The organism is Bradyrhizobium sp. AUGA SZCCT0158 (assembly GCF_018130065.1).
Classification (GTDB): Bacteria; Pseudomonadota; Alphaproteobacteria; order Rhizobiales; family Xanthobacteraceae; genus Bradyrhizobium.
This window is the reverse complement of the sequence record NZ_JAFCME010000034.1, coordinates 23459-36645: the sequence shown is the minus strand read 5'-3', so window position 1 is coordinate 36645 and position 13187 is coordinate 23459. Positions and strand designations below refer to the sequence as shown.

Annotated in this window: 12 protein-coding genes; 5 read left to right on the top strand and 7 right to left on the bottom strand. The window is 63.7% G+C overall.

Features of this window, described 5'->3' with window-relative positions; all coding sequences use genetic code 11:
* Nucleotides 1-5: 5 nt before the first annotated feature.
* Entirely contained in the window at nucleotides 6-587 is a 582-nt protein-coding gene (locus JQ574_RS31045) for a GNAT family N-acetyltransferase (RefSeq protein ID WP_312014760.1), read from the bottom strand.
* Nucleotides 588-694: 107 nt separating this feature from the next.
* Between JQ574_RS31045 and JQ574_RS31040 the strand changes: the two genes are divergently transcribed.
* From JQ574_RS31040 to JQ574_RS31030, 3 genes are all read left to right on the top strand, one after another.
* Nucleotides 695-1474, top strand: coding sequence for an SDR family NAD(P)-dependent oxidoreductase (locus JQ574_RS31040; RefSeq protein ID WP_212208566.1), 780 nt, complete (start codon nucleotides 695-697; stop codon nucleotides 1472-1474).
* Between the two features lie 206 nt (nucleotides 1475-1680).
* A complete protein-coding gene (locus tag JQ574_RS31035; RefSeq protein WP_212208567.1) occupies nucleotides 1681-2571 on the top strand; it encodes a TauD/TfdA family dioxygenase in 891 nt (296 codons plus the stop codon).
* Nucleotides 2572-2769: 198 nt separating this feature from the next.
* On the top strand, nucleotides 2770-3813 hold the full coding sequence (locus JQ574_RS31030; protein WP_212208568.1) for an IS110 family transposase: 1044 nt from the start codon (nucleotides 2770-2772) through the stop codon (nucleotides 3811-3813).
* Between the two features lie 299 nt (nucleotides 3814-4112).
* On the opposite strand, the gene JQ574_RS31025 is transcribed toward JQ574_RS31030, so the two are convergent.
* The 3 genes from JQ574_RS31025 to JQ574_RS31015 all read right to left on the bottom strand — a co-directional run bounded on the left by JQ574_RS31025 (nucleotide 4113) and on the right by JQ574_RS31015 (nucleotide 7540).
* The gene (locus JQ574_RS31025; protein WP_212208569.1) at nucleotides 4113-5048 is read right to left on the bottom strand and encodes a GTP-binding protein; all 936 of its coding nucleotides are present in this window, start codon (nucleotides 5046-5048) and stop codon (nucleotides 4113-4115) included.
* A gap of 1 nt (nucleotide 5049) precedes the next feature.
* Nucleotides 5050-6540, bottom strand: coding sequence for an amidohydrolase family protein (locus JQ574_RS31020; protein ID WP_212208570.1), 1491 nt, complete (start codon nucleotides 6538-6540; stop codon nucleotides 5050-5052).
* A gap of 337 nt (nucleotides 6541-6877) precedes the next feature.
* The gene (locus tag JQ574_RS31015; protein WP_212208571.1) at nucleotides 6878-7540 is read right to left on the bottom strand and encodes a YqgE/AlgH family protein; all 663 of its coding nucleotides are present in this window, start codon (nucleotides 7538-7540) and stop codon (nucleotides 6878-6880) included.
* A gap of 135 nt (nucleotides 7541-7675) precedes the next feature.
* On the opposite strand from JQ574_RS31015, the gene JQ574_RS31010 reads away from it, so the two are divergent.
* On the top strand, nucleotides 7676-8515 hold the full coding sequence (locus tag JQ574_RS31010; protein WP_212208572.1) for a protein-disulfide reductase DsbD domain-containing protein: 840 nt from the start codon (nucleotides 7676-7678) through the stop codon (nucleotides 8513-8515).
* A 254-nt stretch (nucleotides 8516-8769) separates the two neighbouring features.
* Nucleotides 8770-10146 carry a polysaccharide biosynthesis C-terminal domain-containing protein gene (locus JQ574_RS31005; protein WP_212208573.1) on the top strand — a complete coding sequence of 459 codons (1377 nt, stop codon included), beginning with the start codon at nucleotides 8770-8772 and terminating at the stop codon, nucleotides 10144-10146.
* A gap of 236 nt (nucleotides 10147-10382) precedes the next feature.
* On the opposite strand, the gene JQ574_RS31000 is transcribed toward JQ574_RS31005, so the two are convergent.
* The 3 genes from JQ574_RS31000 to JQ574_RS30990 form a co-directional block, all read right to left on the bottom strand.
* Nucleotides 10383-11171 carry a 3-hydroxybutyrate dehydrogenase gene (locus JQ574_RS31000; RefSeq protein WP_192736915.1) on the bottom strand — a complete coding sequence of 263 codons (789 nt, stop codon included), beginning with the start codon at nucleotides 11169-11171 and terminating at the stop codon, nucleotides 10383-10385.
* A gap of 5 nt (nucleotides 11172-11176) precedes the next feature.
* The gene (locus JQ574_RS30995) at nucleotides 11177-12355 is read right to left on the bottom strand and encodes a DUF3734 domain-containing protein (protein WP_212208574.1); all 1179 of its coding nucleotides are present in this window, start codon (nucleotides 12353-12355) and stop codon (nucleotides 11177-11179) included.
* A 186-nt stretch (nucleotides 12356-12541) separates the two neighbouring features.
* The gene (locus tag JQ574_RS30990) at nucleotides 12542-13039 is read right to left on the bottom strand and encodes a CAP domain-containing protein (protein WP_192736918.1); all 498 of its coding nucleotides are present in this window, start codon (nucleotides 13037-13039) and stop codon (nucleotides 12542-12544) included.
* Between the last annotated feature and the right edge of the window lie 148 nt (nucleotides 13040-13187).

The window sequence follows — 13187 nt, the reverse complement described above, 5'->3', positions numbered from 1 at the left end:
CCTTTCTAGCTCGAGCTCTCATCGAGGAAGTTGACCATGAGAACCTCGTCGTAATATCGCCCGTTGTGCTTGAGGGCTTGCTTTTCATAGCCGTATTCGACGAAACCCATCGCGCGATAAAGTTTTCGCGCGCTTTCATTCTCGCTCACCACAGTCAGCTGCACCAGCTCCACGCGCCCGCGCGCATGGTCGAGCACCGCCGCAACCAGGCTTTTTCCAAGCCCCATGTTCCGCGCCGACGCCCGGACATACATGGTCCAGAGGCGTCCCTTGTGCGCCTGCTTCAAATTTTCCTGCGCGGAATATCCGGCTATTCCGGCGAGCGTGCCATCGAGGAACGCAGCGAAAATATCCGCAGCCCCGAGCCTCGCCTCGAACCAGGACAGCGGCTCTGCGCTTTCGCGTCCGAACGTGCTGCCGAAGGCTTCAGGATTTTTCTGCAGCGCCTCCAGCCGGATGTCCCGGTAAAGCGCGGCGTCCGAAATCTGCAGGCGGCGAATTTGCAGTCCGGGAATATTGGCCACCGTTGCACCTGTTACTGCAGAATCTTGTTTTGACGCGTTTTCTTCACGCGAACCGGAGTCCACTTCGCTGGAAAACGCTCTGGTTTGACCTGTCTGCGGATCGGTGCCAGCCTTGTCAATCCTGCAACGCAATGCACAAATTCCGCGAACATTTTAGGTCAGAATCCGCGATGTCAGATTTCAGAGAGCTCAGCCGTTCGGTCAAGGGCCTGACCGTTCTCGTCACCGGCGCCGCCAGCGGCATGGGCCGCGCCACCGCGCTGGTGTTCGCCGCCGAAGGCGCCAATGTTGCCGTCACCGACATCAACGCCGAGGCCACGCAGGCCGTCGCCGATGAAATCAAGGAAAGAGGCGGCAGCGCCAAAGCCTGGACGCTCGACGTCGCCAAGGCCGATGACATCATCAAGGTCGTCGGCGCCATCGCGGCACATTTCGGCGGCCTCGACATCCTGATCAACAATGCCGGCCTGTCGCTGCGATCCGCGATCGACGCGGACGGCTATGACGAGGCGTGGACCAAGGCGCTGGCGGTTATGCTGACAGCGCACCCGCGCATCATCCGTGCCGCGCTGCCGCATTTGCGCCAATCCAAATGCCCGCGCATCGTCAACATCGCCTCCACCGAAGCGCTCGGTGCCACCGCAACGAACAGCCCGTACGCGGCCGCCAAGGCCGGCGTCACCGGCCTGACCCGCGCGCTCGCCGTGGAACTCGGCCGCGAGGGCATTACGGTGAACTGTATCTGCCCGGGACCGATCCGGACCGGGATCACCGAGCGGATTGCGGAGGAGCACAAGACCATCTTCGCCAAACGCCGCACCGCACTCGGCCGCTACGGCGATCCCGAGGAAGTCGCCCATATGACGTTGAGCCTGTGCCTGCCGGCCGCTTCATACCTGACCGGCGTGGTTATTCCGGTAGACGGCGGGTTGATGGCGCGGAATGCGTGATGCCACTTTGTCATTGCCGGGCTTGATCCGGCAATCCATCCCCTTCGAAAGGCATTTATGAAGATTGATGGATGCCCGGATCAAGTCCGGGCATGACAGCTGTGCGCTCGGCAAGCGCTGGAGAACGTTGACTTGGGCCCGTCACGGAGTAGCTTTTTATCCAAACGAAGCGGGACAACCGCCCGCCGCTTAACGGAGAAAACGCCATGACGGTCACGATCCGGCAGCTGGGTAAGCACTTCTTCGGCGAGGTTTCCGGCGTCGATCTGCGCAAGCCGCTGACGCCGCAGGAGGCCCAGGACATCGAAGCCGGCATGGACAAATACGCCGTGCTGCTGTTTCGCGGCCAGGACGTTACCGACGAGCAGCAGATGGCGTTCGCGCTGAATTTCGGCGAGCGGGAAAATCCGCGCGGCGGCAGTGTCGTCAAGCCGGAGGATTCGCGGCTGGCTCAGACCGGGCTCAACGACGTCTCCAACCTCGGCAAGGACGGCAAGCCGCTGCCGCGCGACAGCCGCATCAACCTGTTCAACCTTGGCAATTGCCTGTGGCATTCCGACTCATCGTTCCGTCCGATCCCCGCAAAATTCTCGCTGCTGTCGGCGCGGGTGGTGAACCCGAAGGGCGGCAACACCGAGTTTGCCGACATGCGCGCGGCCTACGACGCACTCGACGACGAGACCAAGGCCGAGATCGAGGACATGATCTGCGAGCATTCGCTGATGTATTCGCGCGGATCGCTCGGCTTTCTCGACTACACCGATGAAGAGAAGGAATTGTTCAAGCCGGTGCTGCAGCGGCTGGTGCGCACCCATCCGGTGCATGGCCGCAAGTCGCTGTATCTGTCGTCGCATGCCGGCGCCATCAGGGGCATGACCATGCCGGAGGCGCGGCTGTTGTTGCGCGACCTCAACGAGCACGCCACCCAGGGCGAATTCGTCTACGTCCACAAATGGACGGTCCATGATCTCGTGATGTGGGACAACCGCCAGACCATGCATCGCGTGCGCCGCTACGACCAGTCGCAGCCCCGTGACATGCGCCGCGCCACGGTGGCGGGAACGGCACCGACGGTGGCGCAACAGGCGGCGGAGTAGATTACTGTCGTCCCGGCCTTGAGCTTCAGATGTGCAATTGCACATCGGGAGACCCATACGCCGCGGCCCATCGGTTAGATCGCCGGCGTTAGTGACCTTCTGAAACAACGACTGCCGGGAGTGATGGTGTGGACGGCCCCCTACGGCATCAGTTGTGCCAGAATGAGGTTGTTGAGATCTCAGACAAGGGAGCCGTCCGTGGAGCAGATTATCCGAATTGGAATGGATACGTCGAAGTATATTTTCCAGGTGCATGGGGTGGATGCGGCCGAGCGGCCGGTGTTGTGCAGGCGGCTGGGGCGCAAGCAGATGCTGGAATTTTTTGCCAAGCTGCCGCCGACCGTGATCGGGATGGAAGCTTGCGGGGCGGCGCATTACTGGGCGCGAGAGCTCGGTAAGCTGGGCCACGAGGTGAAGCTAATCGCGCCGCAACACGTGAAGCCCTACGTCAGGCGCAACAAGAACGATGGGCGCGACGCCGAGGGGCTGTGCGAGGCGATGAGCCGGCCGACGATGCGGTTCGTGCCGGTGAAGACGGTCGAGCAGCAGGCGGCACTGATGCTGGCCGGCCTGCGCGAGCAGATGATTGCGCGGCGCACCCAGATCAGCAATGCGATCCGCGGTTATGCGGCGGAGTTCGGGATCACAGTGGCCCAGGGCCTGAACCAGATTGAGCCGTTGTTGGCGCGGCTGGCGCAAGACGAACGCATTCCGGAATTGGCGCGCGATTTGTTTGCTCTCCAGGGCAGGGATTACGCGCAGTTGCAGATCGAGTTGAAGTCGATCGAGGCCAGGCTGATGGCTTGGCACCGCGCCAATGCCGATAGCCGGCGTCTGGCGAAGATTCCCGGGATCGGACCGATCGGAGCCGCGACGGCGGTGATGAAGACGCCGGATCCGGGCGCGTTCGCCTCCGGCCGGCATTTTGCGGCCTGGATCGGGCTGACCCCGAAAGACCATTCCTCCGCCGGCAAGACCCGGCACGGCAAGATCACCCGCGCCGGAGATGAGAGGTTGCGCAGCGTTCTGGTGGCGGGGGCGACTGCGGTGATCCAGCAGGCGAGGCACGGCCGCGGGCATCCCTCGCCTTGGCTAATTGCCCTGCTCAAGCGCAAGCCGCCGAAGCTTGCCGCGGTGGCGCTCGCCAACAAGATGGCCCGCATCGCCTGGAAGCTGATGGTGACAGGTGAGAGTTACGACGGCGCGCGGATGTCCAAGGCATCGGTGGCTGCCGCCGCTTAAGAGATCAGTCGGCCGGGTTCGCCTGACCGACTGAGCCGGAGCTGCAAGAGGAGTAGATGGCAGGATCGATCGATCCAAGATGCGAGACAATCCGTGGGACCCATTGGCCCGTAAAAGGTCGCTGGAGTGTTTGGAACTCGCGTCGCGGAAAACCATCTTGGCCAGCGGTCACCAGCCGCATCCACAGGCCGGACATATGGATGCAAGCGATCCGATCAGACCGTCAAAAAACTCTTGTGGCACGGGGGCCGTCCACATATGGGTCCCGGCTCGAGGCCGGGACGACGCTGTGAGTGTGGTTACGCCTGCCCAGCCTCGATGCATCCTTCCATGATCCCATCGATCTCGGCGCGCGAGAGCACGCCGATCTCCGCAACGAACACCATCCGGGTCCGCGGCATTCCAGCGGCCGGCGGCCCGCCAGGGGCCAGCGACGCGCGTCCGCCGGCGAACTGAAGCAACATCAACCTGCCGGGCTGCTCCACGGATTCGAACAGCCCCTTCGCCCGCGCCAGCTTCGGCGCGAGCCGATTGATCGCCGCCTGCAATCGGGCCAACGACAGCGGCCGTTCCGACGTCCAGCTCAGCGCCTCGAAGCGATCCGTTGCTGGCCGTCGCTGCCCCGGCTGGCGTGGCACCGGCGCTCGATCCGGATCCGAAGGGAAGAGCAGCGCCATCGGAACCTCGCCGTGCGGCGCATCGACCAACACCGCAGCCGGACGGATCGAGCGGATCGCATCGCGGACCGGCGTGTGGCTGGCCGCGTCCGCGAGGTCCACCTTGCTCAGCGCGATCACATCGGCCGCCCGTATCTGGGACCGCAGCAGGGCGTCGTCGAACCTGGCGACCGAAGTCGTCGCGTCCACGACGCAGAGCACCGTTTCGAGCGGCGCCTCGCGCCAGATCACCGGATCCATCAGGTTGCGCACGATGTCCTGGGGATCGGCGACGCCGCTGGTTTCGATCACGATGAATTCCGGCCGCGGATCACGCCGCAACAAGCCGGCCAGCGTGCGCAAGAGATCGCCTTCCAGCGAGCAACAGATGCAGCCATTGCTGAGGCTCACCACGCCGTCGGCGGCGCCGGTGATCAGTTCCGCATCGATATTGATCGCGCCGAAATCGTTGACGACGGCGGCAATCCGCCTGCCCCCGGCATGTGCCAAGAGATGGTTCACGACCGTGGTCTTGCCTGCGCCGAGGAAGCCGGCCACGAGCACGACCGGGACCGCCACCTCAGCCTCCGGTAACGGGCCGGCGCACCGGCTGCCCGGGCCGCGCCGCCACATCGAGCACGCCGTCTGATATTAGCGGCTGGCCGCTGACCACCAGATGACGCACGCCTTCCGACGGGCGGTTCATCGCAGAGAATGTCGCCCGGTCGCTCAGCGTTTCGTAATCGAACACGACGATGTCGGCATCCGCACCCGCCTGCAGCCGGCCTTTCGCGCGCATCGCCGGCGTGGAGGCGCCAAGAATTTCCGCGGGGATCAGCGCGCATTTTCGGATGCCTTCGAGCAGCGACACTTTGCGGCGCTCGCGCACCCACTCGCGGATGAAGCGCGTGAAGCAACCCGCCGAGCGCGGATGCGAGGTCGCATCGTCAGGCAGCGGCCAGGCGTCGCCGGTGTAGGCGCGGCCGTCCGTCAGCGTCCAGGGCATGGCGTCGGAGGCGATCGCGCCGCCGGGATAGAGCACCGCCATGTCGAGGAGGTCGCGATGATGCGCGTTATTGTCGATATCCAGAACGTGCCACAGAACCAGCGTGGAAGGATCGGCGGCCTGCGCCGCCAGCAGCTCCTGCCGGTCGCGGAAGCGATGCCCGTCGGTCACCCGCTGCACCGAATCATAGCCGAGGCCGTTGCGCGCCTCGAATTCGGGGTCGCTGAAGAACGCCGCCGCCAGCACCGTCGAACCGGTACCGTAAGGATAGGCTTCGACCGTGATGGGCAACCCTTGCGCCTGCGCCTTGGCGATCAGCGCGACGCAACGCTCGATGTCCGTCTTGCTGGAAGAATTGAAATGGCAGATGTGCATGTGCGCGCCGGTGGCGCCGGCATAGCCGATCAGGCGGATATAGGCTTCCGCAGCGCTCTCCGGATCGATGCGCGACATGTAGGCGACATGGGTGAAGGTCGGCACCTCGCGCGCCGCCGCCAGCTGGCACACGGCGGTCAGTTCCTGCACCCCGGCGCCCGGGGCATAGGCGTTGAGGATGCCGATGCCGATGCCGCCCTCGCTCAGCCCGCCCGCGATGCGATCGAGAATGCCGGCCACTTCGGTATCGCTGGCCACGTTGTCGATCCAGCGGCGGTCGCGCATCGCATTGCCGAACGCCTCCAGCGAGCTTTCCGCGTTGGAGCCAGTCATCGCGCCAATGCGCGCGAACGCCCAGTTGACCGCGGCGCCGTAGTTCAGCACGCGGCCCTTCTCGGCCTGGCGGCGATACCAGGATGCGACCGGCAAGACTCCCGCTTCGAGGTCGAGCGACGTAGTGACGCCGTCGAACGCCTGCATGCGGTCGGCCGGGATCGACTGGCCGTGCGCGTGCAAATCGATAAAGCCGGGGGCGATCACCAGTCCGGTGGCGTCGATGGTGCGCTCGGCGCTGCCAAGCCCGGTGCCGACGGCGGCGATCTTGCCATCGAGCACCGCCACATCGCCGATGGCGTCCATGCCGCTGGCCGGATCCACCACCCGGCCGCCCCTGATTACCAAACCAGCCATCTCGTCACTCCCGCGTACTGAAGACCTGTTCCCTGCGAAGCCGGCTCAGCTTCGAAGGCGCGCAGACTGGCGAATAAGGGCCGTCGCGACCCCATAGAGGCAGATTTTCGGACGGGCAACAACCTCTGCCGGCGGAGGGCACGCATCCGCGAGTGGCGCAATGGAGTTGCGCCCCGCGCTTCAGCACGCAACTCGTCATACGCGGGCCTGACCCGCGTATCCATCAACTGCGCAAAATGTCTTTCTTGGGGGATGGATTGCCGGGTCATAGGCGAGCGGAAGCGACGCCGTCCTTCAGACGGCTATGCCCGGCAATGACAGCCAAGGGCAATGACAGTCAGGCGTGGCCGGCTTCGTTCGACAGCATCGCCAGATCGATCCCGATCTTGCGCAGCGCACGCTGGTATTTCTCGTCGACGTCGTCGCCGAAGATCAGGTCCGCGTCGGCGGCGCAATGCAGCCAGCCATTGTGCTGGATTTCGTCCTCGAGCTGCCCCGGCGCCCAGCCGGCATAGCCCAGCGCCAGGATCGCGTGCTTGGGTCCCGAGCCCTTGGCGATCGCTTTCAGGATATCGACGGTCGCGGTCAGGCAAATGCCGTCGTCGATATTGAGCGTGGCATCCTTGATGAAGAAATCGCTGGAATGCAGCACGAAGCCGCGGCCGGTATCGACCGGACCTCCCTTGAGCACCTTCATGGTCTCGGCGTTTTCCGGCAGCGTGATCTGGTCCGATGTCTTGATGATATCGAGTTGCACCAGCAGGCCGGGAAAATCGATGCTGCCGGCCGGGCGGTTGACGATGATGCCCATCGCGCCTTCGGACGAATGGGCGCACATATAGATGACCGAGCGTTCGAAGCGCGGGTCGCCCATGACCGGCATGGCAATCAGCAGTTGGCCGTCCAGATAGCCCTCATTGGGCGAATTGTGGCCAATGCCGCCGACTTTGCGGCGAGCAGTCTTCGGTGCCGTCTTCGGTGTCTTGCCTTCAGGGCTCATCCGCAAAGGCCTCTCTTGCTGATTCATATCCTGATATCGGGTGGCGGTTCTGTCAATCAAGCCGCGCGTTGTATTCGATCGCGGATCACAAGCAATTCAATGGTTTGCGGCCAAACTTGCCTGTAAAGACGTTTCATGACCGTCATAGTTCCCATGCGGGCCGCGTTCGGCATTGCCGCCACTTTGGCTGTCGCATGCGCGGCCATCGAGGTTCGCGCCGAGGATGCCTCGCCCTGGCAGCGCGACACCCATTCCGCGATCCGGCTGCTGGCGGGATCGCGCAGCGGCGCGGTGCTGCTCGGCGGTATCGCTATCCAGCTGCAGCCGGGGTGGAAAACCTATTGGCGCACGCCCGGCGATTCCGGCGTTCCGCCCCGCTTCGACTTCTCCAAGTCCGACAATGTCGAGGCGGTGACGGTATTGTGGCCGGCGCCGATGAAGTTCGATGACGGCGCGGGCGGCTTCTCGCTCGGCTACAAGCAGCAGGTCGTGCTGCCGCTGCGGATCGTCGCCAAGAACACCGACAAGCCGGTGACGCTGCGCGCCGACATCAACTATGCGGTCTGCGACAAGCTCTGCATCCCGGTCGACGCCAAGGCGGAGCTGGCCTTTGCCAGTGTGGCAAGCACCGAGGACGGCAATCTGTCCGATGCACTCAACGCGGTGCCGAAGCCGGCCAATGTCGGCGATCCCAATCCCCTCACCATTCGCGACGTCAGGCGCGAGGGCAAGGCCAACGTGCTGGTCGACGTCACCGCGCCCGGCGGCAAGGAGGTCAGCCTGTTCGCCGAAGGTCCGACGCCGGACTGGGCGTTGCCGATTCCGAAGCTGATCGAGGGCGGTCCGCCCGGCGTCAAACGCTTTGCCTTCGAGCTCGACGGCCTGCCGCCGGGCGCGAGCGCCGACGGCGCCGCGCTGAAACTGACGCTGGTCGGCGGCGACCGGGCTTATGAGTTCAATGTGAATTTGCAGTAGCTTCGCCCCGGCGAACGCCGGGGCCCATACGCCGCGGCGGGTGTGTTGAAACACGGCGGTAGACACCTTTTTCCAACAACAACCTCCTGTGGTTATGGGTCCCCCGATGCGCAATTGCGCATCTGAGCTCAAGGCCGGGACGACGCGGAGATTGACGCCCGCGCCCCCACCCAACCGAATCTTAACGAATCGTTGATACATCGGAGCATCGCCGCCGCCTCGCGGCCTTTCGAGGATGCCTTGCTGTGGCCGTGATGGACACCGAATCCGCCTCCGCTTCGCCCGCCGGCCCGATCGCGCGCCTGCGCTCGCTGCTTCGCGGTCTCTTTGGTGGTTCGGGCGAAGCGTCGCTGACAAAGCGGCTGGCCGGCACGATCTTCATCATCCGCGTCGTCAGCGCCGCGCTCGCCTATTTCTCGCAGATCCTGCTGGCGCGCTGGATGGGCGGTTCGGACTACGGCGTCTATGTCTATGTCTGGACCTGGGTGCTGCTGCTGGGCAGCATGATGGATTTCGGCATCTCGGCGTCGGCGCAAAAGATCATTCCGGAATACCGCGCCAGCGGCCAGCACGCGCTGCTGCGCGGCTTCCTCTCCGGCAGCCGCTGGATGACGTTCGCGGTTTCATCGCTGGTCTCGCTGGCGCTGGCGGGTGTGGTGAAAACACTGTCGCCGTGGATGGAGCCCAACACGGTTGTGCCGCTCTATATCGGCTGCCTGACCCTGCCGGCCTTCGTCGTTGCCAACACCCAGGACGGCATTGCGCGCTCGCATGACTGGATGCGGCTTGGCCTGATGCCGCAATTCATCGTGCGCCAGTCGCTGATCATCGGCCTCACTGCCGGCGCCTTCGCGCTCGGTTTCAATCTCGGCGCCACGGTGGCGATGCTGGCTAGCGCCGCCGCGGTCTGGCTTGCGATGATCGGCCAGATGGTGGTGCTGAACCGAAGGCTCGCCGGCCACGTTGAGGCCGGCGCGAAAGCCTATGATTTCCGCGGCTGGCTGGCGGTCTCGCTGCCGATCCTGCTGGTCGAGAGTTTCTATCTGCTGCTCTCCTACACCGACGTGCTGATGCTGCAACAATTCCGTTCCTCGGAGGAAGTCGGTGTCTATTTCGCGGTCGTGAAGACGCTGGCGCTGGTTTCCTTCATCCACTACGCGATGTCGGCCACGACCGCGCACCGCTTCGCGGAGTATCATGCGCTCGGCGACAAGGCGCGGCTGTCGGCCTATGTGGCGCACGCGATCCAATGGACGTTCTGGCCCTCGCTCGCGGCCACCATCGTTCTGCTGGCGCTGGGCAAGCCGCTATTGTGGCTGTTCGGGCCGCAATTCGTGGTCGGCTACGACATCATGTTCATCGCCGCTGTCGGCCTCCTGGTGCGTTCGGCGATCGGCCCGGTCGAGCGGCTGCTCAACATGCTGGGCCATCAGCACATCTGCGCGCTGGCCTATGCGCTCGCCTTTGTCATGAACGTGGTGCTGTGCCTGCTGCTGGTGCCGGGCTACGGCGGCCACGGCGCCGCGGCCGCAACCACGATCTCGCTGGCGTTCGAGACCGTGCTGCTGTTCTGGATCGTCCGGCAGCGGCTCGGCCTGCACGTGCTGGCGTTCGGGAAGCGTGGAGCTTAGTAATCCGTCGTAGCGATTGGAGTACGAACCCTCGCGTGTTATCGTTCTACGATGGCGACGGAGAAATCGAACGAGACTAGGCGACGGGGCAACGATTATGTTGCCACCCCCGACGAGTTGCGGATCATCGATGCCGCCATGGCATCCATCGACGCTGGGGACTGCGACCCCCGCAGAGATACGCGCAGCTTTCGCCAAATTTCGATCGATGCCCCGCTTTCGCGGGGCATGACGGTTCACTCCGCGGTCCAGCCGCCGTCGATCGAGAGGTTGGCGCCGGTGATCTGGGCGGCATCGTCGCCGCACAGGAACAGCGCCAGTGCGGCGACCTGCTCGGAGGTCACGAATTCCTTGGTCGGCTGGGCGTCCAGCAGCACGTCGCGGATGACCTGCTCCTTGGTAAGGTTGCGCGCCTTCATCGTCTCGGGGATCTGGTGCTCGACCAGCGGCGTCCAGACATAACCTGGCGAGATGCAGTTGCAGGTGATCTTGTGGGTCGCGACCTCCAGCGCCACCGTCTTGGTGAGGCCGGCAATGCCGTGCTTGGCCGAGACATAGGCCGACTTGAACGGCGACGCCACCAGCGAATGCGCCGAAGCGGTGTTGATGATGCGGCCCCAGCCGCGCTTCTTCATGCCGGGCACCGCGGCGCGGATGGCATGAAATGCCGACGACAAGTTGATCGCGATGATCGCATCCCACTTTTCGATCGGGAATTCCTCGATCGGCGACACGAACTGGATGCCGGCATTGTTGACCAGGATATCGACCGAACCAAAGGTCTTCTCGCCGAGCGCGATCATTTCGGCGATCTCGGCGGGCTTGGTCATGTCGGCCGACGAGTAAAGGGCCTTGACCTTGTAGTCGGTCTCGATGCCGGAACGCTCTTTCTCGATGTCGGCCGGTGCACCAAAGCCGTTGATGACGACATTGGCGCCGGCGGCGGCGAAAGCGCGCGCGTAGGCCAATCCGATGCCGCTGGTCGAGCCGGTCACGACGGCGGTCTTGCCCTTCAAAATACCCATTCTGGTCACTCCTGTTTCTTGCTTTCGGGGGCGCTGGAAACGTCCCTCGTGAGATCGTAGGTCACCATGGTCTCCCCGGACTGCGGCCGTTCTAGCCATTCTTTGTGACGCATCGACAAATGCACGTCCCGGGCACCCGCATTCCAGTGCTCGACCACCCCGACATGCGAGAAATCGTAATCCTTGGACGAGGATTCGTAGTTCTTGCTGCGGTAGATCAGGTGCACCACCGTGACGGTGTTTTCCTTGACCGCGTTGCACAGGACCGCCACCGACGGATCATTCTTGAGATCATCGGGCAATTTGGCGACCAATTCGCGGAGCGCCTTGCGCGTGTTGTGCACTTGCTTGTTCTTGTCGGTGTTCATCCGGGTACGGCTGGAAAAGCGGATGTCTTTCTCGCGCTCGGCAGCCTCCAGCAGCGTGGCCGGCAGATCGCCGCGCGCGCTGAACAGGTCGACCTGGAAGATCAGGAGATCGCGGTCGCTTTCCTCATCCAGCACGAAATCGAGCGGCGTGTTGGAGGCGATGCCGCCGTCCCAGTAATGCTCTCCGTCGATCAGGATGGAAGGAAAACCGGGCGGCAGCGCGCCGGACGCCATGATGTGCTCCGGCCCGATCTTCTTGCCGAGCTTCTTGAATTCGACATTGTCGAAATATTTGAAATTGCCGGAGGTCACGCCGACGGCGCCGACGGAAAGCCGCATCTTCAGATCGTTGATGCGGTCGAAGTCGACCAGTCTTTCCAGCGTCTTCTTCAGCGGCGCGGTATCGTAATAGCTCAGCGATTGCGGACTGCCCTGCGGCCACAGCGGCGCCGGCGGAAGCCGCGGCGTGAAAAATCCGGGCACACCGAAGGTCGCGATCAAGGCGGCGCTGGTCTCGTTGAACAGCGACCGCGCGCGATCACCCGGCGTAATCGGATTCCACGACACCGGCGACGACACCATGTCCCAGAATTCCTTCAGGCGATCGACGCGTGTCGCAGGGTCGTTGCCGGCAATGATCGCGGCATTGATCGCGCCGATCGAGATGCCCGCTACCCATTCCGGCTCGAAGCCGGAGCGGCACAGCGCCTGGAAGGCGCCGGCCTGGTAAGAGCCGAGCGCGCCGCCGCCCTGCAGCACCAGCACGCGCTGTGCATCAACGGGCTTCGTCGCGTGCGCGGAAGCGGATGTATCCATCGTGACCGTCAATCAGAGGGCAATGATTTTGATACCGTGGCGGCAGTTCGCGACGGCGTCAATCAGCGAGATATCTGCAAGGATCACGCCGAGTTTATCGCGGCGCTATGTTTTTGTTTGCGCATGATCTTTTGGGAAAACCCGTACCCACTTGCGCCGGCAGGCCCTGCGGGTCCGGATCATGCGCTAGGTTGACGCCAGAATGAGCGTCCAGAACACCTTGTATTTGGTGTTGGGAGCATAAATCGCCGCGATGCCCAATTTTGTGACACCGTTCTTGAGCATGTTGGCCTTGTGCGGCGGCGAGTCACGCCAGCCCGAAAAAGCTTCCGCCAGCGTGTGATAGCCGGCCGACACGTTTTCAACCGCGAGCTTGGCCGGATATCCGGAAGCGCCGAGGCGCTTTTCCAGCGGGCCCTTGACGTCATGATCGAGCTTGTTGCGCTTGGCCATCGCCTGCGATTGCGCTTCGGCGAGCTTCATCAGGTCCGGGTCAACAGCCACGGCGGCAAGGCCGTTATTCTGGCGGTACAGCGAAATCATCGAGGCCGCAGCCTGCGGATCCAGCGTGGCGCCGCCATTGGCCATGCTGAGATACATGGTCGGCTGGTCCGGCGCCCTGGCGGTGTCCGCCATGCAGCCGCCCAGCAACAAAAGTCCAGCTATCGCGGCCGCGGCGCGCATGAATCAACCCCCGTGATGTCACGCAGTTGTTGCATACCAACCGTGGCTGAATGGTGAACGTGGGGCTAAATCCAGCCGTCATTCCGGGATGGTCCACTAGGACCAGACCCGGAATCTCGAGATTCCCCGATGCGCAATTGCGCACCTG